Annotated in this window: 20 protein-coding genes and 1 tRNA gene; 13 read left to right on the forward strand and 8 right to left on the reverse strand. The window is 49.7% G+C overall.

The features are described from left to right. Positions 1-5 precede the first annotated feature (5 nt). Both selB and selA read right to left on the reverse strand, forming a co-directional pair. Positions 6-1,838: a selenocysteine-specific translation elongation factor gene (gene selB / locus WS_RS04025; protein ID WP_011138747.1), complete on the reverse strand. Its 1,833-nt coding sequence runs from the start codon at positions 1,836-1,838 to the stop codon at positions 6-8. Between the two features lie 8 nt (positions 1,839-1,846). Continuing rightward, positions 1,847-3,181: an L-seryl-tRNA(Sec) selenium transferase gene (selA, locus tag WS_RS04030; RefSeq protein WP_011138748.1), complete on the reverse strand. Its 1,335-nt coding sequence runs from the start codon at positions 3,179-3,181 to the stop codon at positions 1,847-1,849. Positions 3,182-3,335: 154 nt separating this feature from the next. On the opposite strand from selA, the gene WS_RS10910 reads away from it, so the two are divergent. Next, a tRNA-Sec gene (locus tag WS_RS10910) sits at positions 3,336-3,433 on the forward strand. A 9-nt stretch (positions 3,434-3,442) separates the two neighbouring features. Here the strand turns inward: WS_RS10910 and WS_RS10575 are convergent. Next, positions 3,443-4,666, reverse strand: coding sequence for a GGDEF domain-containing protein (locus tag WS_RS10575; protein WP_011138749.1), 1,224 nt, complete (start codon positions 4,664-4,666; stop codon positions 3,443-3,445). A gap of 32 nt (positions 4,667-4,698) precedes the next feature. After that, complete coding sequence (locus WS_RS04040) at positions 4,699-4,983, reverse strand: helix-turn-helix domain-containing protein (protein WP_011138750.1); 285 nt, start codon at positions 4,981-4,983, stop codon at positions 4,699-4,701. Positions 4,984-5,206: 223 nt separating this feature from the next. Between WS_RS04040 and WS_RS10580 the strand changes: the two genes are divergently transcribed. Further along, positions 5,207-6,892, forward strand: coding sequence for a HAMP domain-containing methyl-accepting chemotaxis protein (locus WS_RS10580; RefSeq protein ID WP_011138751.1), 1,686 nt, complete (start codon positions 5,207-5,209; stop codon positions 6,890-6,892). Positions 6,893-6,938: 46 nt separating this feature from the next. Here the strand turns inward: WS_RS10580 and putP are convergent, their stop codons facing one another. Continuing rightward, the gene (putP, locus tag WS_RS04050) at positions 6,939-8,429 is read right to left on the reverse strand and encodes a sodium/proline symporter PutP (RefSeq protein ID WP_011138752.1); all 1,491 of its coding nucleotides are present in this window, start codon (positions 8,427-8,429) and stop codon (positions 6,939-6,941) included. Between the two features lie 94 nt (positions 8,430-8,523). Between putP and WS_RS04055 the strand changes: the two genes are divergently transcribed. From WS_RS04055 to WS_RS04070, 4 genes are read left to right on the forward strand one after another with little or no spacing between them, the layout of a single operon-like run. Continuing rightward, a complete protein-coding gene (locus tag WS_RS04055; RefSeq protein ID WP_011138753.1) occupies positions 8,524-9,462 on the forward strand; it encodes an SPFH domain-containing protein in 939 nt (312 codons plus the stop codon). A gap of 4 nt (positions 9,463-9,466) precedes the next feature. After that, positions 9,467-9,862 carry an NfeD family protein gene (locus WS_RS04060; protein WP_011138754.1) on the forward strand — a complete coding sequence of 132 codons (396 nt, stop codon included), beginning with the start codon at positions 9,467-9,469 and terminating at the stop codon, positions 9,860-9,862. Positions 9,863-9,870: 8 nt separating this feature from the next. After that, entirely contained in the window at positions 9,871-10,326 is a 456-nt protein-coding gene (locus tag WS_RS04065) for a MarR family winged helix-turn-helix transcriptional regulator (protein ID WP_011138755.1), read from the forward strand. Between the two features lie 56 nt (positions 10,327-10,382). Further along, positions 10,383-12,497 carry an EAL domain-containing protein gene (locus WS_RS04070; protein ID WP_011138756.1) on the forward strand — a complete coding sequence of 705 codons (2,115 nt, stop codon included), beginning with the start codon at positions 10,383-10,385 and terminating at the stop codon, positions 12,495-12,497. Here the strand turns inward: WS_RS04070 and WS_RS11120 are convergent. Both WS_RS11120 and WS_RS10585 read right to left on the reverse strand, forming a co-directional pair. Further along, positions 12,487-13,626: a sensor histidine kinase gene (locus tag WS_RS11120; protein ID WP_011138757.1), complete on the reverse strand. Its 1,140-nt coding sequence runs from the start codon at positions 13,624-13,626 to the stop codon at positions 12,487-12,489. The genes WS_RS04070 and WS_RS11120 overlap by 11 nt on opposite strands. Next, on the reverse strand, positions 13,623-18,290 hold the full coding sequence (locus WS_RS10585) for an ABC transporter substrate-binding protein (protein ID WP_011138758.1): 4,668 nt from the start codon (positions 18,288-18,290) through the stop codon (positions 13,623-13,625). Before WS_RS10585 ends, WS_RS11120 begins: the two co-directional genes overlap by 4 nt. Before the next feature lie 39 nt (positions 18,291-18,329). Between WS_RS10585 and WS_RS11205 the strand changes: the two genes are divergently transcribed. The 7 genes from WS_RS11205 to WS_RS04110 all read left to right on the forward strand — a co-directional run bounded on the left by WS_RS11205 (position 18,330) and on the right by WS_RS04110 (position 22,907). Beyond that, entirely contained in the window at positions 18,330-18,452 is a 123-nt protein-coding gene (locus WS_RS11205) for a hypothetical protein (protein WP_269763966.1), read from the forward strand. After that, complete coding sequence (locus tag WS_RS04085; protein WP_011138759.1) at positions 18,439-19,557, forward strand: sensor histidine kinase; 1,119 nt, start codon at positions 18,439-18,441, stop codon at positions 19,555-19,557. The genes WS_RS11205 and WS_RS04085 overlap by 14 nt, the downstream gene beginning before the upstream one ends. Beyond that, the gene (locus WS_RS04090; protein WP_011138760.1) at positions 19,557-20,231 is read left to right on the forward strand and encodes a response regulator transcription factor; all 675 of its coding nucleotides are present in this window, start codon (positions 19,557-19,559) and stop codon (positions 20,229-20,231) included. The genes WS_RS04085 and WS_RS04090 overlap by 1 nt, the downstream gene beginning before the upstream one ends. Positions 20,232-20,344: 113 nt before the next feature. Next, complete coding sequence (gene ectA, locus WS_RS04095; protein WP_011138761.1) at positions 20,345-20,866, forward strand: diaminobutyrate acetyltransferase; 522 nt, start codon at positions 20,345-20,347, stop codon at positions 20,864-20,866. After that, the gene (gene ectB / locus WS_RS04100; protein ID WP_011138762.1) at positions 20,853-22,136 is read left to right on the forward strand and encodes a diaminobutyrate--2-oxoglutarate transaminase; all 1,284 of its coding nucleotides are present in this window, start codon (positions 20,853-20,855) and stop codon (positions 22,134-22,136) included. Before ectA ends, ectB begins: the two co-directional genes overlap by 14 nt. After that, positions 22,126-22,521: an ectoine synthase gene (locus WS_RS04105; protein WP_011138763.1), complete on the forward strand. Its 396-nt coding sequence runs from the start codon at positions 22,126-22,128 to the stop codon at positions 22,519-22,521. The genes ectB and WS_RS04105 overlap by 11 nt, the downstream gene beginning before the upstream one ends. 47 nt (positions 22,522-22,568) lie before the next feature. Continuing rightward, entirely contained in the window at positions 22,569-22,907 is a 339-nt protein-coding gene (locus tag WS_RS04110) for a MerR family transcriptional regulator (RefSeq protein WP_049770643.1), read from the forward strand. A gap of 15 nt (positions 22,908-22,922) precedes the next feature. On the opposite strand, the gene WS_RS04115 is transcribed toward WS_RS04110, so the two are convergent. Then, positions 22,923-24,560, reverse strand: a complete 1,638-nt coding sequence (locus tag WS_RS04115) for a methyl-accepting chemotaxis protein (protein ID WP_011138765.1) — start codon at positions 24,558-24,560, stop codon at positions 22,923-22,925. Between the last annotated feature and the right edge of the window lie 81 nt (positions 24,561-24,641).

Below are 24,641 nucleotides of genomic sequence, written 5' to 3' on the forward strand. Positions count from 1 at the left end.
TCATCTTATCGAAAAACCCTTTTATTCTCCTCTTTACGAATGTCTGAAAAGAGGTCGAGGTATTCCAAATAGGCGATAAGGTATTTGCGGCTTAGAGGAAGATGGGCTTTGAGGTTGTTGATCTCGATATAGCCCTCCTCTTTGATGATGCGGCGCATCAGTTCTAAAACTCCTCGAAGAGATTCGCTGGTGATGAAGAGGTTGTGCGCTAGGCGGATTACTTTTTGGGCTGAGGTGAGGCGTTTGAGCGCGTTATCGCCACTTTTGCGATCAATGTCAAGGGAATCGTAGAGGTTGTAGGGTGCCTCAGGTGCCACTCCCTGCTTCTCCAAAATCTTATAGAGGGTCTCTTCGAGGTACTCCTCTATGCTCACGATTCCCGAATCAGGCGCTAGATAGAGTCCTCCTTCGAGAGTGATCACCCCCTCTTGCTCTAGCCTGGCAAGCGAGAGAGAGAGTAGGGCTTCGCTCGCCCAAGGAGCTTTGAGCCCAAGGGAGGCGGGGGAGAGGAGTGCCTTTTTGTTTTTTTTGAGAAGTGCTTTGACCTCCTCTTGGAGGATTTGGAGCGATTCTTGAGGGAAGAGGACGAGCTCTTTTTCATCCACAAAAGCCTCAGGAAGGCTTTTGGCGATCTCTAGCGCCTCTTGCTGGGAGATGGCAAAGCGTTGCAGGGTGCTGATGATTCCAAAGCCTCGCTTGTGGGCGCTTAAGAGTATCCTGAAGGCTTGGGCAAAATCCTCTTGGCGAAGCGCATTTAAGAGCTCTAGTTTTTGGCGCTTTTTCATCGATTCGGCGATGGGATTGAGCACCTTGCCGCCCCCTAGGGTTCGCCCCGCCTCACGCAGGATAAAGCGTTCGCCAAAGAGGGCGAAGAGGGGAGTGTCGCATTTGAGCGTGGCGAGCAGAGCGTTGGGATGGGTGGGATTCTCCTCTAGTAGGAGGATTTTGGCTTCGACCTTTTTGGAGCCAATAAAGAGTTGAACTTGGAGCTGGTGAGAGAGGGGCTCTAGGGGGAAAATCTCTACATCGATTCGATCGAATCCTCGGAGGTAGCCCTTTTGGGTGAGAAGGAATCCTCGCTCAAGTTCTGTGTGGCTTACGCCTGTGAGATTGAGTGCGGCACGCTGGGAGGGGAGGGCGCTTTGGGTGTAGCTCCCGTGCACCTCAATCCCTCGAATCGCAAGAGGTTTTTGAAGCTCGCAACACCATATTTTTTGATTTTGTTCCACTTTGCCGCTGAGCACCGTCCCGCTCACAACGCATCCAGCGCCTTTGATGGAGAAGGAGCGATCGATGTAGTAGCGGAAGAATCCAAGATCACGGGTGGCGGGCTTGGAGAGCTCATAGAGCGATTCTTTGAGGCGTTCTAGAGAATCGGGGTCATAGATGGAGACGCTTAAGAGTCGATGGAGGTGGAGACTGGGGAGGGTTTTGAGAGTGTTTAAAATTTCGCTCTCTCGCTTAAGGAGGGTCTCTTGGTCGACTAGATCGCTTTTGGTGAGCGCCACGATGAGCGTGGGAATTTCAAGCAGATGGGCGATGTGGAGGTGCTCTAGGGTTTGAGGCTTGATTCCCTCCACGGCACTCACTACAAGAAGCATCGCATCAAAGCCAAAAGCCCCCGCAATCATATTTTTCACTAATTTCTCATGCCCCGGAACGTCGATAAAGGCGATATTTTTCTCCCTCAAAAAGAGATTGGAGAAGCTGAGATCCACCGTGATTCCTCGTTTTTTCTCCTCAGGTGTGGTGTCCCCCTCAAAACCATTGAGCGCCCTAATGAGCGCCGTTTTGCCGTGGTCGATGTGCCCTGCAGTGCCAACGATGTAACTCTCCATGATCTCTCCTAAAAAACCTCATTTAAAATTTGAGCGAGCGATTCTAGCTGTGATGTGAAAATCGTTCGCATATCAAGCAACACCCGCTCTTGCTCGATTCTTGCGATCACCCCCCTAGCGCGCAGGGATTGCTCTAGCTCCATGGGGCTTTTTTGGGGATGGCAAAGCGCAAGGGCGATGGAGAAGAAGCTCTGGTTAGGGAGTGCTCCTCCGCCTGCGTAGCCTTGGGTTTGGAGGATTTGGCTCTCATAGCCATGCACGCGGGATTTTAATTTTTTCGCTCGCTCTTCCAGCTCCTCTAGGCTTAGGTGTGCCATCTTTAGTGTGGGAATCTTCTCATAATCATGGAGCAGATGGGCCCTAAGCGTTGCCTCAAGCGCGGCAAGGGTGAATTTGTCCACTCGCAACATTCTTAAGAGCTGATTTTTTTTGAGGCGATCAATGAGACTCTTTTTCCCAAAGATGATTCCTGCTTGAGCCCCTCCTAAAAGTTTGTCTCCGCTGAAGCTCACGAGGCTTGGCGAGAGGCTGGCGATTTTTTTGAGGGTGGGCTCGTTGGTAAAGGGGACGCTCTCTAAAAAGCCGCTCCCTAGGTCGTAATAGTCGATGAGATTGTGCTTTTGAGAGAGCTCGATGAGCTCTTGGAGATCCACCTCTTGCGTGAAACCCACGATGTCGTAGTTGGATTTGTGCACTTTCATCAAAAGGGCGCTCTGAGGTGTGATCGCCTCCTCATAGTCGCGTCGATGGGTTTTGTTGGTGGTGCCGACCTCTTTGAGAATCGCGCCCGCATTTTTCATCACCTCAGGGATTCGAAAGCTCCCGCCAATCTCGATGAGCTCCCCTCTAGAGATGATTGCCTCTTGGTTTTGGGCGAAGGTGTGAAGAATCAAAAAGACCGCCGCGGCGTTATTGTTGACCACGAGCACCTCCTCGCACCCCAAGATCGCCTTTAGGATTCCATGCAAGTGGCTGTAGCGCTCACCTCGTCGCCCCGCTTTAAGGTCATACTCTAGGTTGTTGTAGGAGGTGAGCAGGGGCTTGATCTCCTCAATGAGCTCAGGAGCAAAGACGCTTCTTCCTAGATTGGTATGGACGATGATCCCTGTGGCATTAACAAGAGGCACCAAAGAGGGGGCAAGAGAGGCCTCATAGCGCCGCTCAACCTCTTGGAGAATCGATTCGCTTGGAGGAATGGGGGTGGCATCTTGCAAGAATTGGGCCCGAATCTCTTCAAGATAGTCTCTAGCAAGAGTGGTTAGAAGCTCTTTAGAGTGGTCGGCAAATCTTGATTCTTGGAGAATCTTGTCAATTTTTGGAAGGGATCGAAGGGGGTGAGACATAAGCACCTCTGGGATTGGATTTGGGAAAAGCCGACCCATGAAGGGTCATGAGGCTTTTAGGATGGAGAAGATTTTAGCAGTAATTCAGTTGATTTCGGTTAAATTTCACTTAACTTCCAAAGTGAGGGCGGCGAAAGCTCGCCTAAGCGTTTGTGGGGGGCATGCGACCCTGGTGGGCGCCTCGGGCTTCAAACCCGCTGGATGGGCAGGTGTCTGTCTGTCGAGAAGTTCGATTCTTCTGCCTTCTCGCCACCTCTTCTCTCACCCCTCGTGATGACTTAAAATAGCCGCCTGATTCCTCCCCCATCCTTTGGCATTATAGAGTGCTCCATCCGCCTTTTCGATGATTTTTTTAGCTTCGCTTTGCGGGGTTGGAACAAGACAAATCGCCCCCATGGAGATGGTTACATAGGGAGAGGCAGAGTTCTTTTTGTGCGGGATTTTGAGTCGCTCCACCGCTTGGAGCATCTTTTTGCAAAGCGCTAGGGATTGTTCTTCGTTGAGACCCATCACAAAGGCGCAAAATTCCTCTCCCCCTAGTCTAAAAAAGTAGTCGCTAGAGCGCTCTAAAGTGTTATCAAGCGCCTTGGCGACTCGCTTTAAGACCTGATCCCCTTCGCCATGCCCATAGGTGTCATTGTAGAGCTTGAAGTGGTCAATATCAATCATTATAAAGGTGAAAGCGCGCCTCTCTCTTGATGCCCTCCCTAACTCTCGCTCAAAAATGAGATCAAAGAATCGGCGATTATAGACCCCAGTGAGTCCATCTTTGATCGCTAGCTCTTTGAGGGCGTCATTGGCTTTTTTGAGCTCCTGTCCTTGTTTGTGGAGGAGGCGATGGCTTAGCGTGATGCTTTGACCGATGAAAAAGGCAAGCGCACTCCCTAACAAAAAAACTCCCCCAAGAGTGATCCAGATGACGCGTAACGTCTCTTCATAGTCGCGATTGACGCTCTCTTTGGTCTGGTAGGCGTTTTTGTTTTCGCGCTCAATCAGCGCCCCAAGGAGTGAGCGAGTCTTCTCAATGGTCTCTAGGATTCTCTCATAAGAGAGAGTCTTTATTCGTGCGAGCTCTTTGGAGGCGAGGACTTCGGCGATAAGGTCGATTCTTTGGAGAGAATCACCAATTTGCCGATCGGCAGAGAGGAGCAGATCCAGCTCTTCAGGGCTTTTGTAGCTTCCCTTGTAGTCGCCCCATTTCTCTTGGATATTGCTTTTGAGGCGGTGAATCTCGCGCACCGCCTCCTCAGGATCGATCACGCCTCCTTTGGAGCGAAAGACAAGCACCAAGAGATCGGAACCATAGAGGGAATCCAGAGCTTGGAGTTTGACGATTTTGACATGGCTTCCAAAATAGAGCCGATCAAGGTGGTGTTTCATTTTTTGGAAGTTTTGATTCCCGCTATAGCCGATAAAGAGGAATCCTATCAGCATAAAAAAGGCGAGAAGAGATAGTTGGAGTTTGACGATCAGCTCTTTGGTCATAGGGGTGGACGCTTCTCTTTTTTTGCTCAATCCTAGCAGAGAATGGGTGAAGAGGGGATTAAATCTTCCTCTAAAGGAGAGGTGAGAAAATCTCGAATATCGACTTCAAGAATTTTGGATATTTTGTAGAGATGCTCTAAATTGAAGTGTTTTCCCTCAATTCCAATTTCGGCTTTGGCGATGAAAGAGGCGCTTGAGTGGCCAAGGGCGAGTTCGAGCTGGCTTTTCTTCTTCTTTGTGCGGATTTTTTTGACATTGAGTCCGATAGTAGCGTAAAAACAGGAGAGCTCTTTGGTTGAGAAATCGCCTTCAAACATCCATTCATCTCCTCGCTTGTCACGCTTATGATTGCAATAAGACGAAGTATTAACGATAGGGAATCTTTAGGCAATTCCCTATAGGGAATTGCACGCTGAATCATGCATGGAGCATAACATGAGGGTCTCTATTATTAACACTTCGTTCTCTTCAAATAGCGTTTCTCCAGAGGGTTGGGTTGACAAAATTGATGCGGATGAAAAAATCAAAGGAGCTCTATTCATGGGATGGATTCAAGATTGGAAAGTGAGAACAAAAATCGTCGTTATTGTAACGGTTTTTGCGCTGGTGGCGGGGGGTATTGGCTGGCGGGGGTTATCAGGGGCGGATCTTTTGAATAGCTCTATCACGACCATTGTGCAGGTGAATGTTCCAAGGATAGCCGAATCGCAATCCTTGCTGGTTAATCTGCTGCAACTCCAAAGAACAGAGAAGAATCATATCCTCTCTGAGAGCCAAGAGCAGCTAGAGCAGCGTGAGAGAAACTATCGCAAAAAAGAGGAAGAGATCGCCAAGCAACTAAAGCTTTTAGAGGGATTGGTGAGTGAGCAGAATCGGATAAAAGTCAAAGAGTGCGCCGAGTCATTCAAAAAATATAGCCAGACCGTCGAGAAGGTCTTGGAGCTCTCAAGGGCGGGGATGAACGATCAAGCGACCAAAATTTCTCAAAATGAAGCCAGAATCCACATGGATAGATGCGAGGAGCTCATGGAGCAGATTGTCGCCTCTAACGAGGAGAATCTCTCCATCACCGACAAAGAGACCAATGAGCTCTATGAGGGGATGAGGTATAGCATTTTGGTGATCATCATCGTGGGGTTGGCGATTGCCTTTTTAATGTCAATGCTTGTGATTAAAAATATCACTCACGCACTCGCCCTAGTCAAATCCGGCCTCCTCTCCTTCTTCTCTTTCCTCTCAAGAGAATCCAAAGAGGCACAGCTCATCAATCTCTCCTCTAAAGATGAGTTTGGAGAGATGGCTGGAGCGATCAATGAAAACATCAAGCGTATCCAAAAAGGGTTGCTAGAGGACACAGAGACCGTCCAAGAGACTCTTATGGTGGTCAATAGAATCAAAGAGGGTCATCTCAACCAAGCCATCCACTCCCTCCCTGATAATCCTCAGCTCCTCAAACTCAAAGAGCTTCTTAATGAGATGCTTGCCTCTTTGAATCAAAACTTCCAAGGAGTCCTCTCTCTTCTAAAGAGCTACGCTGAGAATGACTTTAGGGAGAGGATGGAAAAAGGAGGACTCAAAGGAGAAGTCGCCTCTTTGATTGAAGGGGTCAACTATCTAGGAGGAGAGATCACTAAGATGCTCCAAAGCTCTCTTGATTCAGGACACTCCATGGAGAAACAGGCCAGACTCCTGCAAGAATCAATGGAGGTTCTCTCTCAGGGAGCCAACGAACAAGCCGCCAGCCTAGAAGAGAGTGCCGCCGCTATTGAAGAGATGAGTAGCTCTATGGGAGGAATCAGCCATAGAGCTGAAGAGGTCTCTAAACAGACTGAAGAGATTCGTAATGTCATCATGATCATTAGAGACATTGCCGATCAAACCAATCTACTGGCTCTAAATGCTGCCATTGAAGCCGCAAGAGCAGGAGAGCATGGAAGAGGATTTGCAGTCGTTGCCGATGAAGTGAGAAAGCTAGCGGAGAGAACTCAGAAGTCTTTAGGAGAGATAGAGGCCAATACCAATGTCCTAGTTCAATCTGTCAATGAGATGAGTGATAGTATTAAAGAGCAAGCTCAAGGAATCACTCAGATCAATGAAGCCATTGCCCAACTTGATACTGTAACCCAACAAAATGCAGGAGTAGCGGATAAGACGGATGGGATAGCTAGAGAGGTCTCTAAGATGGCAGAGGGGATGGTTGAAGAGGTGAGGAAGAAGAGGTTTTAAGGAAGGTGGGATTCCCTTGGGGCGGAAACGCCCTAGGGAATCAATATCAAAGTTTTTTTAGCTCCTCTTGCATCTTAGTGAAAGCCTCTTTGGTGCCTTCACGCACGGGCTGGAATAGACTTACTAGAACAATCACTAGGCTAGCGATGAGGAATCCCGGCACAATCTCATAGATTTCAAAATAGACCGAGAGAAAATTTTTGTAAAGGATCACCGTGACCGCTCCGCTTAGCATCCCTAGAATCGCCCCAAGTCTCGTCATGCGCGACCAAAAGAGCGAAAAGAGGATGACGCTTCCAAAGCTCGCTCCAAATCCCGCCCAAGCGTAGGCGACGATTTTGAGAATGCTAGAGTTTTTATCCATGGAGATGATGAAGGCGATGAGGGCGACGATCAAAACCGAAGCGCGACTAAAGCGCATGATGAGCTTGGTGGGAGCTTCGGAGTGGAAGAGTTTGCGATAGAAATCCTCCGCGATTGTAGAGGAGCTCACTAGAAGCTGGGAGCTCACGGTGCTCATGATGGCGGCTAGAATCGCGCTTAGCAAGATTCCGCTCACCCAAGGATTGAAGAGGAGTTGGCTCATGACGATAAATATCTGCTCAGGGTCGCGTAGCGTGAGCTGGAACTTTTCGACATAGGCGATTCCTAGGAATCCAAGCATGCAAGCCCCCAAAAGGCTAAGAATCATCCATGAGATTCCAATGAAAGTCGCCAAGGGGATCTCTTTGACGGATCGAATCGACATGAAGCGCACCAAAATGTGGGGTTGTCCAAAGTAGCCAAGCCCCCATGCCATCGAAGAGATGACTCCAAGGAAGGTTGCGCCTGAGCCCATGGATACCTTGGCGGGGTCGATGGAGGCAACAATGGAGAGTGCCTCGCCCATCCCGCCTAAATGTCCTAGCATCACAGCGGGAATCACAAGGAGGGCGCTCATCATCAAGAGTCCTTGAATGAGGTCCGTCCAGCAGACAGCGAGATAGCCTCCAAAAAAGGTGTAGCTGACGATGATAAGCGAGCCAATCACGAGGGCGTAGTGGTAGTCAAGCCCAAAGGTTCCCTCTAGAAGTTTCGCTCCTCCCACGAGTCCTGAAGAGGTGTAGATGGTGAAAAAGACCAAAATAATGAGCGCAGAGAGGATTCTTAGGGTGTGGGAATCATCGGAGAAGCGCGTCTCAAAATAGTCAGGAATAGTGATGGAGTTGGCCACCGCTCCTGTATAGACTCGGAGGCGTTTGGCGACAAAGCTCCAGTTGATGAACGCGCCAATGATAAGACCAATGGCGATGTAGGCTTGGGCGATCCCGCCGACATAAAGCGCCCCAGGAAGCCCCATGAGCAGCCAGCCGCTCATGTCGGATGCACCCGCAGAGAGCGCACTCACCGCAGGCCCTAGGCTACGACCGCCGAGAAAATACTCTTCGGTGTTTTGGGTGCGATGGTAGAAGTAAAAGCCAATGTAGAGCATGATGAGGATATAGACCCCAAAGGTGCAGAGAATGGGGAGAGAGAAGTGGACAGTGTCAAGATTCATAAGATTCCTTCGTGAGTTCTAGAGTGCAGAATCCTACCAAAAAGCGCTGAGTCTTGGGTTATAATATTTTTATCATCTACACTAGGAGTCTAAAATGGCAGAGTTCCCAAGCGAAATCCTTTTCATGGCGCTGGCCGCATTCATTGTGATTCTCATCTATAAAGGCGTTTTGATCGTCCCTCAGGCGGAGATTCATATTGTCGAGAGGCTAGGGAAGTTCTACCGCTCACTTAGCGGAGGATTCCACCTCATCATCCCCTTTATTGATCGTGTGCAGGTGGTGCTCAGCAGTAAAGAGCACATCATCAACATCCCGCGCCAGCCTGTGATCACTCGCGATAACGTGACGATTCAAATCGATGGAATCGTCTTCATGGCGATCGTGGATGCCTATAAGACCACCTATAATGTCACCAACTATCAAGTCGCCGTGGCCAATCTCGCCCTCACCACGCTAAGGAGTGAGATTGGTTCCATGGCTTTGGATGAAGTGCTTAGCAATCGTGAGAAGATCAACTCTAGAATCTTGCTGATTTTGGATGAGGCGGGAGCCAACTGGGGAACGAAAGTGACCCGAATTGAGATCAGCGACATTGCCGTGCCCGATGAGATTCAAAATGCGATGAGCATGCAGATGAAGGCGGAGCGGGAGAAGCGCGCCATTGAGCTTAAGGCACAAGCCGACAAAGAGGCGGTGATCCGAAAATCAGAGGCCTACAAGGCAGAGCAATTCCTCAAAGCCGAAGCGATTGAGCGTCTAGCTCAGGCTGAGGCTTTTCAAGTGAAAGCCGTGGCCGAGGCGCAAAAAGAGGCGATGGAGCTAATCACTCAAGCCATGAAGAATCACCCGCAGGCGGCGGAGTTTATGCTCGCCAAAGATCGAATCGCCGCCTTTAATGAGCTAGCCAAGAATCCAAGCAAAGACAAGGTGGTCGTTCCCTATGAAGCCACTGAGTTGATTGGTTCGCTCACGATTTTGGGTGGAATGCTCAAAGAGGGCAAAAACCCCCTCTCTGCCCTCAAGTCGGAGTAGGGAGGTGTGGGTTTTTATCGTTGGGGTGATCCTCTTGGGGTTAGAGCTCCTTGTGGGGGGATTCTATCTCTTGTGGTATGGCTTGGGGTTGGCGCTAAGCGGAGGGATTGGCTGGATGCTTGGGTCACAAGCATGGATGGCGCAAGCCATCATTGGGCTATTGATCGGACTTGGGCTCATGATTCTTTTTCAGAAGCGATTCTCCCAAGGAGCCAAGGTGATCAAGGATGAGTTTTTACTCCAAGAGGGGGAAGGAATCGTGCAAGAGGGCGGGATGGTCGAATTCCGCGGGACTTTGTGGCGATACGATTCTCCTAAAGGAGAGAGCTTTGAGGCAGGTGAGCGGGTGAAGGTGGTTCCTGGCGAGGGGAACTGGGTCAAAATCGCCAAAAAGGATTAGATTAACTCATGAACACTTATCTGAAAAACTCTCCGGGATTTTGGATCGGTCGTATCCACCACAAGCTAAAAAATCGTATGAATCAAAGGCTTAAACCCTATGATTTGACGGCGGAGCAGAGATTGATTCTTTTGCGGCTTTTTGAATTTGGCGAGATGACCCAGCAGCAACTTTGTCAAAAGACCTTCACGGAGCCCTCCAATATCACCCTCACGCTAAGGCGCATGGAGAGCCATGGCTATGTCCGCAAAAAGCCCCACCCCAAGGATAAGCGTGCCAGTCTCATCGAAGCCACGCCCAAGGCGCTCTCTATCCAAAACGAGCTGGAGCGTATCGGGTTAGAGATCACCGATTCTCTGCTTCTTGAGGTGGATCCAAGCGAGAAAGAGACGCTTCTTAGGGTGTTGCAGGCGATGTATCAAAAGATGCTCCAAGAAGAGGCGATTGAAGAGTTTTCGTTTTAAAACTAGGGGGTGCCTAGGCTAGAGTTTAGCTTGGGTGTGCCAAAAAGGGTCTTAGAGTGCATGATTGGGTGAAACAGGGAGTCTTGCTTGCCACGAGACTTTCGGAGTGGTCTCTGCTAAAAGCGGTACGACAAGGGCTCATGTATAGTCTTCCATTGGTTCTTATCGGGGCGATTTGCACCTTGCTGCTCAATTTCCCCCTGTTGGAATCTTTCAAAGGGGTGAGTCTCCCATGGGGCGGATTGTGGGGCGATATCCTTAGGGGGATTCGTCATGGCACGCTCTCCATTATCTCGCTGACGGTGCTCATCGGGGTCTCGCATGCGATCTTCTCCTCGGATAAAAGCCTCGAATCCTCTAGCCACATCGCCGCGATTTTGGTGGTGCTGGGGAGCTATCTGCTCTTTATTGGGAGCGATTCCTCGGAGTGGCTCACGCTCCTTAGCAATCAGGGACTCTTTCTCTCCATCAATTTTGCTCTCCTCGTCAGCTATCTATTTCTATGGCTCTACCGCCATCGCCTGATTCGATTCCGACTCTACACCCACAACCCCGATGATCTATTCCATGGGATGCTCAAACTCATTGAGCCCGCTTTTTGGGTCTTTGTCATAGTGGCGCTATTGAAGGCGCTTGGGGGGAGCTACCTCTCAGGCGAGGTGAATCTTGCCCCCGTGTCGGACTTTTTGAGCGGACTGCCCTTCTATTTGGCGGGAGTTTTGTATCAGATGGGGGTATCAATCTTTTGGTTTGGCGGATTCCATGGGAACAATCTCTTGGAGCCTGTGATGCTGGAGGTTTTTGGGGCATTTAGGGCGATGAATCAAGAGCTGATCTCTCTAGGAGGATTGCCTGAGTGGATTTTGACGCGAGAGTTTTTTGAGGTCTTTGTCCATGTGGGGGGCACAGGCGCTACGCTCTCTCTGCTCATCGCACTTTGGCTCAAAGGAAGTCGAGGCGGGACGGCACATTTGGCCAAGCTCTCGCTTCTTCCTGCGCTCTTTAACATCAACGAGCTTTTAATTTTTGGGCTTCCCATCATCTTCAACCCCTTTTTCTTGATTCCCTTTCTACTTGCCCCCTTGCTCTTTCTCTCCACCTCCTATTTGGCGATGGAGATGGGGTGGGTGCCGCTTGTTACCCATGAGGTGAGTTGGACGACTCCTATTTTTATTGGAGGCTACATCGCGACAGGCTCTTTGGCAGGATCAATTCTGCAGGGAGTCAATTTGATTTTAGGGTTTTTTCTCTATCTCCCTTTTGTGGTGGCGTATGAACGCTATCGTCATCAGAGCAGCGAAGGGGTTCTGCACGCACTGGCGATAGAGGTGAGCGAGGGGAGAATCGATCAAAGCGTCTCGATTCTTTCCCTTAAAGATGAGCGAGGAGCCCTCTCTAGGGAGTTGGTGGGTGATCTATCCAGCGCTCTCTTGAGGCGCTCTTCAGAGCTTTTTGTGCTCTTTCAACCTCAGGTTGCCTATGACGGAAGGGTCGTGGGGGCGGAGGCGCTTTTTCGCTGGAGGCATGAGCGAGAAGGGATGATTCCGCCTCCTCTTGGAATTCGCTTGGCCGAAGAGGCGGGGCTCATGGATGGGTTAGGGAGCTTTATCATCGAATCGGGCTTTAAGGAGAAGGCGAAGTGGGAGAGAGAGGGAAAGGGGGACCTTTGGCTCTCGCTCAACCTCTCCGTGGCGCAGATTGAGAATCCTCAGCTTCCCCAAGAGATCGAGCGCTTAGCAAGAGAGCAGGGGATTGATCTTAAGGGGGTGAAGTTTGAGCTGACCGAGACGGCGGCCTTCACCCAGACCCAAGAGATTTGCGAGGGGCTCATGGCGATCAAAGCGCTTGGAGCGAGGCTGGCGATTGATGATTTTGGGATGGGGGCGAGCTCGCTCTTTTATATCAAAGAGTTTGGCGTGGAGATCATCAAGCTCGATAGGGTGCTTGTGGAAGATATATTAAGCGATGCCAACTCTAGAGGAATCGTCGCTTCAGTCGCCACGCTCTGCAAAGAGCTCCACCTCTCGCTTATCGCGGAGTTTGTGGAGAACGCTGAGCAGGTGGAGATCCTACATAAGCTTGGATGTTCCCTCTTTCAAGGGTATCACTTTGCCCCTCCGCTCTCTTCCCAAGCCTTTGATGATTTCCTCTCTCAGAGAGCTACTCTTTAAAGAGTCGATAGCTCTTGGGGAGGGCGACTCTAAAAAGCGCTCCTTGGTCGGTGTTGCTGAAGCTGATCTCCCCTTGGTGATGTTCGGTGATGATCTTTTTAGCCAGCGAGAGTCCAATCCCCGTGCCCGCCTCGCCTTTGGTGCTGTGATGAGGGGTGAAGATTTGATTCAGCATCTCAGGGGCGATTCCTCCCCCGTTATCCTCCACATAAAGCGCCAAAAACTCTCCCTCGATTCTTGAGTAGAGGCGAATAAACCCTTCGATTCCATGCTCTATAATGGCGTCTTTGGAGTTGTTGATGAGATTGAGCACCACCTGTTTGAATTCATTTTTGTAGCCCTCTAAGAGGTGGTTCTCTATCTCGCATTTCACTTCGATCTTGTGCAAAAGTAGCTGGGGGGCGAGAATATCGATCACTCGCTTCACCTCATCTTTGAGGTCAAAAAGCACACGTTCTTTATCGGGCTTGAAAAAGTGACGAAAGTCATCAATGGTCTCAGACAGGAAGAGAAGCTGGTGGTTGATCTTGCTCACCATTTCTCGTAGGGAATCAAGGGAGAGCTTCCCTTGCTCCGCCTCGCTCTCTAGATTCATCACAAAGAGAGAGATGGCTGAAATGGGCTGCTTCCACTGGTGGGCGATAGCCCCCATCATCTCACCCATCTCGGCGAGTTTGGCGTTTTGGATGAGCATTTTCTCTTGGGCGAGGCGCTGGGAGATTTCTGATTCCACCTGGGCCTCCAAGCTCTCTTGGTAGCCCTTGAGGTCGAGCTGTGTTTTGGCTCTAGCGAGCAGTTCGCGTGGTTTGAAGGGCTTGGTGACATAGTCGATTCCCCCGATGGAGTAGCCAAGCTCGATGCTCTCTTCATCGGTCTTAGCGGTGATGAAGATGATGGGGATAGAGCGGGTCGCCTCCTCGCTCTTTAGTCTCCGGCAAACCTCATACCCATCCATCTCGGGCATCATAATATCAAGCAAAATGAGATCAATTTTCTCATTTTTCACGATCTCTAGCGCCTCTTTTCCGCTTAGAGCAGGAATCACATCATAATTTTTAAGAATCGCCATCAGCATATCAAGATTGGATTCGGTGTCGTCTATGACTAAAATAGTGGGTTTGTGGCTCATGATAGTCTCTCCTCTAAAATCTTTAACGCCTCACTGAATTTATATCGCTCTACTAAAGGTTTGAGGCGTTCAAAAAGCGCTCGGTCCCTTTCATTGAGCGCATAGCCCTCTAGCTCCTCTAAAAGGGGTTTGCATAGAGGCGGACGGCGCTTGGGGAGGAGCGAGCCAAGCTCACTCCAAATCTCTTCCACTCTTCCCTCTGGAGCGGCTATTTGAGGAATCAAAGGGGTGGAATCGCTCAATATCCCGCTCTCTTTCAGCTCTTGGAGGGCTTGGCTCAGGGCTTGGGTTAGAGAGGCGAGAGAGGTGAGAGAGGGATTCTCTTCGCACTCTTTGGCGAGCCTAGAGAGTTCATCCATGCCCAAATTGGCGCTCAACCCTTTGAGCGTGTGAAGGATTCGTGCTCCTTCTTGGCTTGCAGGCTCTATCTCTAGGTTTTCATAATGCTCGATGAAATCCCTGAGGAGTTTGCGATAGAGTGCCTCATCGCCTGCAAGATGAGCGATACCTTTGAGGGTATCGGTGTGAACGAGTGTCGGTAGAGTGGAGCTTTGAAGCTCTTGGGGGGCGAGAGAGGGATTCTCTTGGGGCGCGCATTTGGGAGTGAGGTGGGCAAGAAGCGTTCCAAAGAGCTTCTCCACCACGATGGGTTTGTTGAGGTGCTCATCCATGCCTGCGGCTTTGGTGCGCTCAATATCGCTTTTCATCGCGTTGGCGGTGAGGGCGATGATGGGGAGATTCGCCCCTTGGGCGCGGAGAATCTTGGTCGCCTCGTAGCCATCCATCACGGGCATCTGAATATCCATGAGGATGAGCTCGTAGCGCTTGGGATTCTCCTGGTAGAGCGTCACCGCCTCTTGACCATTTTGGGCGATATCGATTCTAATTCCAAAGGGCTGGAGCATCCCCATGATGATCTCGCGATTCATTGCATTATCCTCCACAAGCAGAATCTGGCTGCCCGCTCGCGTGGTAAGCTCATTTTTGAGCGAGTGGGAATCGGCTTTTTGCACGCCGCTTTGCTTGATTCCCTCACCCAAAATCTCCAAAAGAACATTGTAGAGGAGCGAGGGGTTGATGGGCTTTTGCAAAAAGACATTGATTCCTTGCTCTTTGGCGGCATTCACGATGTTCTCTTGGCGATAGCTACTCACCATGATGATGGTGGGGGGTGGGGTCTCGCAGCTCTCTTTGATTAATTTGGTGGTCTCGATTCCATCCATTTGGGGCATCTTCCAATCCATCAAGATGAGGTCATAAAACCCCGGCTGTTCTTTGATGAGTCTAAGCGCCTCTTCGCCACTGCTAGCCACGCTCACCTCGATATGGAATCCTTTGAGCAATCGAGCGAGAATCTTCTGCCATGAGGGGGTGTCATCCACGATAAGGACATGTTTGTGGGAGAAGGCTTTGGATTCTTTGGGGGCGTTCTCCTGCTCGTTGAGTTCAATCTCAAAGATAAAGCTACTCCCCTTGCCCTCTTCGCTCTCCACCCAAATGCGGCCATTCATCATCTCCACAAGCTGCTTGGAGATGGCAAGCCCAAGCCCCGTGCCGCCATATTGGCGTGTGGTGCTGGTGTCGGCTTGCGAGAAGGAGCGGAAGAGTTTCTCTTTTTGCCCAGGACTCAGTCCAATACCCGTGTCCCTCACCTCGAATCGATAGCGATGGAGCTCTTGTTTGGTGATGTAGATTCCCACTTCGCCCTCATGGGTGAATTTGATGGCGTTGTTGGCGAGATTGGTGAGAATCTGCCCTAGACGCAGAGGATCACCATGAAGATTCATATTCATCCCTTGATCATAAGAGACGACAAATTCGAGATTCTTCTCGGTGGCTTTGAGCTCAACCAGCGTGCTCACATGCTCAATCACACTATGCAGGTCAAAATCGATGCACTCAATCTCTAGCTTTCCTGCTTCGATTTTGGAGAAGTCTAAAATGTCATTGATGAGCCCTAGGAGCGCGTTGGCTGAGCCCTCGATCTTTTGGAGATAGTCGCGCTGCAAAGGAGTGAGGTCGGTCTGCTGGGCGAGATAGGTCATTCCGATGATGGCGTTCATGGGGGTGCGAATCTCATGGCTCATGTTGGCTAAGAAGTTGGACTTCTCTTGTGTGGCGGCTTCAGCCTTTTCTTTGGCAGCTTGGAGGGCTTTGTTGTATTCGGTGAGTTTGCGATTCCAATAGAAAAATCCCACAAAGATTCCCGCCATCCCAATGAGAATCTTCCAAAGGAGGGAGTAGTCAAATCCTTTTTGGATATTGACAGAGACAAATTTATTGGCGATTCGATCAATCTCTTCAGGGGTGAGGGTGTGAATTCCTTGGTTGAGAATATCCCGCAAGATAGGCTCTTTTGGCTTGATTCCCATGCGGAAGTGGTTATCCTTTTCGGGGAGTTGGCCAGCGATTTTAAGGCTAAAGAGACCCTCTTTTTTGATCGTATAGGCCGCCACCGTGAGGGAGCGAATCGAGAGATCGGCCTTGCGTTCTAGAAGTGCTTTAAACACCTCCTCCTCGGTCTCTACGAGTATAAGTTTAAGCCAAGGATAGTCTCGTCTCACCCACTCCTCGATGGAGGTGCCTTTGGGCAGGACGATGGTTTTGCCCTCTAGGCTCTTTGGATTGGTGATAAAGGGGTGATCGGCGTGCGTGATGAAGACATTGGGGTCTTGAAAAAGAGGATCGCTAAAGAGTAGCCACTCCTCTCTAGCGGGGGTTTGATTGGAGAAGCTCAAAATATCGCACTGACCACTTTTGACCGCGTTTAAGGTTTCGACCCAATCCTTGGTTTGGAGCACTTTGGCCTCCACTCCTGTGCGCTCAAAAACAATTTTGAGCAAATCCGCGGCGATTCCTTCGTAATTACCCTTGGAATCGAGCTTCTCAAAGGGCATCCAGAGGGGATCGACGCAGAGCGTGAAGGGGGTGGAGCGAGCCTTTAAGTAGGCGCGCTCTTTTTCGCTTAGGGTGATGCGTTTCTCCTTGTCGGGGGCGTTTCCTTGGAGGAACCATTTGCTTGTAAGAAGAAGGAGTTCGCTATCGCTCACCTGCTCCTTGGCTTTCTCTAGGAGGTTGCGGAGGGTAGAATTGGAGCTGGAGGTGGCGACATGGAGATTGACACGAAATTGAGGGTCTTGCACTTCAAAAGCGGGCGCCATTCCGCTTAGACCCGATTTTTTGATCAAGAAATTCCCCACTTGAAGCGAGTTGATCGCGGCATCAGCCTTGCCAAAAGCGACCATTTTAAGAGCGGAGAGGGTGTCTTCGGCAAAGACCATCTCAATCTCTGGATAGTGCTTCTTTAAAAGGGCCTCTTCAAAAAAGCCCTTCACTACAGCGAGCTTTTTGCCTTTAAGATCATTTAAAGAGCTAAACTCTTGAGCGCGAGAATCCTTGGTAAAAACCGCACTGATGATCTCGGAGTAGGGCGAGGTGAAGAGAAGATACTCCTCCCTCTCGGGGCTTTTGGCGATATTGACCATGGCATCCAGTCGCCCATCGCGCATCATCTGAAGAAATTCACTCCATGTCGGGCCGCTCACATATTCGACCTTGAGACCCACCTTGGAGGCGAGGAGTTTGATGTAGTCAATAGAGAATCCTGCGGGCTGGCCCCCATCGCTATGATAGTTCATCGGGGCAAAATCACTCTCGTTTTGGACGCGAAGGGTGGGGCGCATCAAAATGTAGGCACGCTCAGCTTCGGTAAGGTCTAAAGAGGTTCGAATCTGCCCAAAAAGAAAGCTTGCGTAATCTTTAGCAGGGGGAGCGAGTCTCGCCTCGGCAAAAATTTCACCGATTTTTCGCACCTTGTGAGGATCGATGCTTCCGATAGGGTAGCTTCTAGAGAGCACCATCTTAGCGGTCTCGCGCGCCTCAAAAAGGAGCTGTTCTTTGGTCTTGTTTTGGGTGTTGTAGCGCTCTAGAATAAGATCAACGATCTCTTCGGGATGATCAAGCGCATACTGCCAGCCTCGGTTACTCGCATCAATGAAGCGCTTTACAAGAGTGGGATTTTTGAGGACAAACTCTTTAGCGCCAAAGAGATTCTCATCATAGAGCTCTACGCCGTAGTTGCTGGGATCAAGGATGTTGTAGCGCACACCAAGGCGCTGAAGATCAAAGAGCTCATTTGTGAGAAAGATGGAGTAGGCATCGACCTTGCCATCGATGAAATCGTGGATGTTAAAGCTGGTGGAGAGAATCTGAATATCTTTCATGCTCAGCCCAAAGCCTTGAAGCATATGGGTGAAGTTGGCGCTATCGATATTGACCTCAGAGAGCATAAGGCGTTTACCTTTGAGATCGCCTGGACTTTTGATCTCAGGGGAGGTGACGATGGCTAGGGGTGAGCGCTTGAAGTAGTTGGCTAGGAGCAAGATAGGCTTGCCCTCCATCTGCTCTTTGATGATTCCTGAGCCCCAGATTCCAAAGTGGCTCTTTCCCTCTAAAACCTCTTGGATGATGTTCACTCCATTCTCATACTCTTTAAGCTCCACCTCTAAACCCGCCTCTTGGTAATAGCCCTTCTCGATGGCTGTGTAGAATCCGGCAAATTCAAATTGGTGTTTCCACTGGAGGCGAAGGGAGAGCTTTTGGGTAGAGGCATGGAGGGTGAGGCCTAGGAGCAGTAGGGTCACAAGGGCGAAGAGTTTTTTCATCAGGGAATCCTTTGGGGGAGTTGCTTAAAGATATCCACTTTGATTCTATCCAAAGAGAGTCTCAAAGCGGTCTCAGATTCCCTTGTGGAGACCGCTTTGAGACTCTCTTTGGATAAGATTAGAGCATCAAAAATCTTGGAGGCGTCCAATGAGCGCTCATGAAGCGACTATCTTGGCGGTGGATGACACCGAGGTCAATGTCGATATCCTCATGGGAATCCTCAAAAATTATGATGTGATTCCTGCTCTAAGCGGAAAAGAGGCGCTAGAGATCGTGAAAAATGAGAAGATTGATCTCATTTTGCTGGATATTATGATGCCTGAGATGGATGGGTATGAGGTTTGCCGGAGACTAAAGAGCGAGGAGGCGACCCGCTCTATCCCCATTATCTTCATCACCGCCAAGACCACCGAGAGCGATATCAAAGAGGGTTTTGAGCGCGGGGCGGTGGATTATGTGACCAAGCCTTTCAACCCCATTGAGCTCATCTCTAGGGTGGACACCCATTTGGAGCTTCGTAGCTATCAGCTACGCCTAGAGGAGAGGATTACCCAGGAGATCCAAAAGAGCCGTCTTAAAGATCAGGTGCTCTATCAACAATCCAAACAGGCGGCCATTGGTGAGCTGCTCATGCATATTGCCCACCAGTGGAAGCAACCCCTCTCTGAGCTTAGCTCCATCAATCTCAATCACCTCTCTCAAATCGTTCTCCAAGAGGAGCTCTCCAAAGAGGGTCTGCGCGAGGATTTCAAGAAGACCGAACAGATTTTGAAATTCATGTCTGATACAGTGGAGACTTTTCAAGAGTTCTACAAGCCAAACACCCAAAACAGCTTTTTTGATGTGATGGATGCGATCCATCAAGCCATCGGAATCATTGATGCCACCTATCACTATCATAAGATCACCCTCACCATCGAAAACGAGGGCAATCCCAAGGCCTATGGCAACCCCAATCAATACGCCCAAGCGATTCTCAATCTCCTCACCAATGCTAAAGATGCGCTTCTTCATCTTCCCGCTCAAGCGCCTAGACGCGTGGTCGTCCATGTCGCTTCTAGAGAGGGGAAATCGATCGTGAGCGTGAGCGATAGCGGCGGGGGGATGAGCGAAGAGACACTAGAGAAGCTCTTCACCCCCTTTGTCTCTTCACGCCAAGGAGCGGGGATTGGGCTCTATATGTCTAGGGGAATCATCGAGCGGCTCGGAGGGAGTCTTGGCGCTCAAAATAGCGCCGAGGGCGCCCAGTTTGTCGTGACACTTTAATGAAGTCACTAAAGAGATTCAATCTCCTCTTTTTGGAGGATAACGAGACCTTTGCTCGCCATATGCTAGAGCTCCTTTCGCGATTCTTTGCCCAAGTCTTTCATGCCAAAAGCATGAAGGGGGCGCTGGAGCTTTTGGAGCGGGAGAAGATTCATGCGATTCTTTCAGATATTCGCATAGAGGATGGCAATGCTCTAGAGTTCATCTCCAAGATTCGCCAGCAAGACACCCATATTCCCATCACGGTCTTAAGCGCGCACAAGGATGAGGATTTTCTTCTTAAGGCGATTCCTTTAGGGCTAGGAGAGTATCTCATCAAACCCGTGGAGTTTGAGGTGCTCATGGCCTCTTTGGGGCGGATGGCAGAGGCTTTGGATCGACTCTATGGCAGAGTAGAATGTTTCGGGGAGAATCTTGGTTTTTACAAAGAGGAGCGTGTGGTGATCAAGGGAGAGGAGAGATGCCCTCTCACTCCTAGCGAGGCGAGGCTTTTGGAGCTTCTCTTGGCTCACAGAGGGAGGGTGCTCTCCAAAGAACAGCTCGAAGAGTGGCTCTACCCTGAAGGGGTGGTGAGCGATTCGGCACTGAAGAATCTTGTGTTGCGTCTTCGTAAAAAAATCGGACAAGAATCGATAGAAAATATTCCTCAAATAGGCTACAAAATCTCCAAATAAATACAATTTTATTTCAAGATATGAGTAAAAAATTTACATATTTTATGTAACTTTAAAATTAAAAACGTGACAATGAAAAGCGATTCGTCGTAAAAATCCTCTAAGGAGTTGTCATGTTTAGACCGCCAAGCATTAAGGATGCTAAAAAAATTTGGGAGCTGATAGGGCGATGCAAGCCCCTAGATATCAACTCTCCATACTGTTATGCCCTCATAGGGCGAGACTTTTTTGATTCTTCCATCGTGTATGAAGAGGAGGGGAGAATCAAGGGAGTGGTCATCGGCTATCTGAGGCCAAGAGCGCCTGAGCGTCTCTTCGTTTGGCAAGTTGCCATTGAGGCTAAGAGTCGAGGAAAAGGAATCGCCAAACGAGCGATTGAAGCCATTTTGAAGAATCTTGAGCGCAAGGGACACTGTATTCAAGCCATTGAGGCGACCTACACTCCTAGTAACTTGGCCTCTAAAGCACTCTTTCATGCCTTAGGTAGAGAGTGGAAGGTGGTTTGGATTGAGGAAAATTTCCTTGAGGGTGCCCTATTAAGCGCTCAAGAGGCCCACGAGGAGGAGTGGCTCATCACGCTTCCCTTCTCTAGCGAGGCGCTTGGCGTCCAAGGAGCAAATCATGCGAATCTTTGAACAGTTAGAATCTCAAGTGCGGAGCTATATTCGATCTTTTCCTGTGATCTTTGAGCGCTCCAAGGGGGCGTATCTCTATGATGAGCAGGGCAAAGCTTATATCGATTTTTTTGCTGGAGCAGGAACGCTCAACTACGGCCATAATCACCCTAAAATCATCGAAGCGATGATAGCCTATCTCCAAAATGATGGAATTTTGCATGGGCTAGATAAGGCCACAAGCGCCAAAAAAGCCTTTTTACAGACGCTAAGCGAGACGATCTTGGAGCCTCGTCATATGGATTACAAAGTCCAATTCACGGGCCCCACGGGCACGAATGCTATAGAGAGCGCTTTGAAGTTGGCTAGGATGGTGAAGGGGCGCTCCAATGTCATTGCCTTCACTAATGCTTTCCATGGGCTCACGATGGGTTCCATGGCGGTGACAGGGAATGCCTTTTATCGCGATGAGGCGTTTGTTAATCGAGCCAATGTCTCCTTTATGCCCTTTGATGGTTATTTTGGAGAAGAGGTGGACACGAGTCTCTATTTGCGACGATTCTTGGAAGATGGGAGCAGTGGCGTGGATCTGCCTGCGGCCATCATTTTAGAGACAATACAGGCAGAGGGCGGAGTGAATGTGGCTAGAGATGAGTGGCTAAGGAGTGTTGAGAAGGTTTGTCGGGATTTTGATATTTTGCTGATTGTCGATGAGATACAGGTGGGAAATGGTCGAACGGGACGATTTTTCAGTTTTGAAGAATCGGGAATCCGACCTGATATCATCACCCTCTCGAAGTCCATTGGAGGAGGATTGCCTCTCGCGCTTGTATTGCTTCGGCCTGAGCTTGACCAATGGAAGCCTGGCGAGCACACGGGCACCTTTAGGGGCAACAATCTCGCTTTTGTTGCAGCCAAAGAGGCGCTTGAGTATTGGAGCGATAGTGTGCTTGGCGAATGGGTGAAGCATAATTCTGCCATCCTCAAAGAGGGGCTTGAAGCTCTTGTTCAAGCTTTTCCTGAGCTTGGGATGAGCGCGCGCGGAAGGGGGCTTATCTATGGATTGGAGATTCCTTTGAGTGGCATGGCTAAAGAGGTGTCGGCGAACTGTTTCCAAAAAGGCTTAGTGATTGAGCTTGCAGGAGCAAGCGATACGGTGCTCAAATTTCTTCCGCCACTAATTATCGAAGAGGAGACGCTTAGAGAGGGGCTAGGAATCATTAAAGAGGCGATTGGCGAGGTTTTGCGCGAGAGAGAGGCGAGGATGGGGGAGGTGTTTGGTGATCGTTAAAACCAAAGAAGAGGTTGTAGGCACCCCTAGAGAGATTTTTGCACCCAATGGCCACTGGATTTCAAGGCGCTATCTTTTGGCTGGAGAGGGGATGGGATTCTCCTTTCATGAGACGATTATTTTGGCGGGAACCAAGACGCACATCCACTACCAAAATCATCTCGAAGCGGTCTTTTGTGTTCAAGGCAGGGGAGAGGTGGAGCTTATCCCAAGCGGCGAACGATTCTTGATTGAAGAGGGGGTGATGTATGCGCTCGACAAACACGATGAGCACTATTTGAGTGCAAGCGAGGAGATGAGGCTGATCTGTGTCTTTAATCCTCCTCTTCAAGGGAATGAGGTGCACGATGAAAAGGGTGTCTATCCGCTTAAAAAAGGCCAATAAATTTCATGGTTTGTGGTAAGATTCCGCCAAAAAATCGGAGAGCCGCTGTGTCCATCGTCAAAAAAAATATACCCATCGCCTCTTTGAGCGCGGTGGCGGAGATTCTTAAGACCAAGCCTCGAACCATGCGGATGTATGAGGAGAGGGGATTGCTTCCTGGCGGGCATGAAAAAGAGAAAAAGCTCTATTCGCTAGAGGAGATTGATCGAATCATGCTGGTGCATTATCTCGCCACTCACGAGCGAATCAACGCCAATGGAATTCGCTTTATTCTGAAACTTTTGGATTGGGGAATCACGCAGGAGGCCAAAGAGGCACTTTTCAAAGAGGCACAAGAGCTCATCGAGAAGGAATCGATGGCAGAGATTAAAGAGGGAGATCTCTAGCTCCCTCTTTTTGATTTAAACCTTAAAATGGCCTGCTAGATGCTCTAGGTCTGTGGAGATGCGTGAGAGCTCTTCGATGGCCTGAATATTTCTCTTCATCGCGCCGCTGCTCTCTTTGGAGAGATCGGCAATGAGGGCAACTTCTAGTGAGAGTGCGGAGGCGCTTTGAGTCTGAAGCTCGGAGGATTGAGCCACCTCTTTAGCCTTGGAGAAAGAATCGTCGGCCTGTTTGGATATTTCATGGAGAATCTCCGCTGCCTCATTGGCCATACCAAAACTCCTTTCAATCTCTTTGACAATGTTTTCCATGCCAAGCACCGCCTCTTTCGTTTCACTCTGGATAAGACCAATCATGCGAGTGATCTCTTGTGTGGCGGTGTCGGTGCGCTCAGCTAGCTTTCGAATCTCATCCGCCACGACCGCAAACCCTCGACCCGATTCTCCTGCTCTAGCGGCCTCGATAGCGGCATTAAGCGCTAAGAGATTGGTTTGGTCTGTGATCTCTTTGATGAGACTAGCGCTCCCTCCGATGTTTTGAGCATGGGTGTCGAGAGTTTGAATTTGTGCCGCGGAGTTTTTGGCTCCTAAAGTGACTCGCTCCATATTGGAAGCGGTATCTTGAGCTGCGCTCGCACCGCGCTCGGAGAGCTCTACGCTCCTAGCGGAGTTTTCTTGGGTCTGCTTGGCAAGCTTGGCGACCTCTTGAATGGTGGATTGGAGTTTTTGGATGCCAAGAGCCAGTGAGGCGGAGGTCTCTTCTTGGCGTTTGGTTGACTCTTCGGAAGACTTAGAGGCTTCAGCAACATCTTTGATTTTGCGGGTCATCTCCAAGGAGGCATAGATGATATGCCCCACCACCTCTTTGAGCTGTTCTTGCATCCTTAAAATTGCTTCTAGGGTGCTCTCTTTGGGGGCAGGAGGGCTTTGGAAGGTGAGGTCGCCTTTGGCGATTTCACCCACAATATGAGCCACCTCTCTAGGTTCTCCTCCAATGGAGCGAGTGAGGTATCTAGAGATAAAAAAGGCGATCAGAATCCCGATGACAAGAGCACTCAAAGAGAGCCAAATCATGAGCCAAGAGAATCCTCCTGCAATCTCTCTAGCGATAGGGGTGGCCTTTTGGTTTTTTGATTCTTCGTGGTCGATGAACTCATTGATCACCCCTAGCCACTCCACAAAGGCGGGGCGCGCCTCTTTCATGAGAAGGGTTTGGGCGTGCTCTTGATTGCCTTGAAGCTTGAGGCGGATAATCTCTTGCACAAGGGGTAGCGTGCGCTTTTCAATTTCATTGATCTTTTGTAGAATCTCTCGCTCTTTGGATTCGATCCCCTCGCCCTTAGCAAAGAGGGCCGCTAGGGGCTTGGCTGAGGTGGCATAAAAATCCTCTAAGCGTTTGATCTCATCAAGAATGGTTGGAATTTGGGTGCTTTCTTGGGTGAGAACAACATCTCTAAGGGCGATGGCCCGATCATGTACGCTTCCTCGAAAGTTGATCGCGTAGCGTTGTTTGAGAGAGTTGACATCGGTGATCTCGCGGAGAGTCTCATCGATGAAGTTGACTTTTTGGATACCGATAATCGTGACTAGCATCATGAGGGCGATGATCGCTCCAAAACCTAAGTAGAGTTTTTTGGTGATGGTGAGAGAGTTCATATAGAGCCTTTATTAAAAGATAAAAATTATCAAATAATAATCAATAAAACTTAAAAAAGAGCCTAAAGATTAATAGAGTAG

The organism is Wolinella succinogenes DSM 1740 (assembly GCF_000196135.1).
Classification (GTDB): Bacteria; Campylobacterota; Campylobacteria; order Campylobacterales; family Helicobacteraceae; genus Wolinella; species Wolinella succinogenes.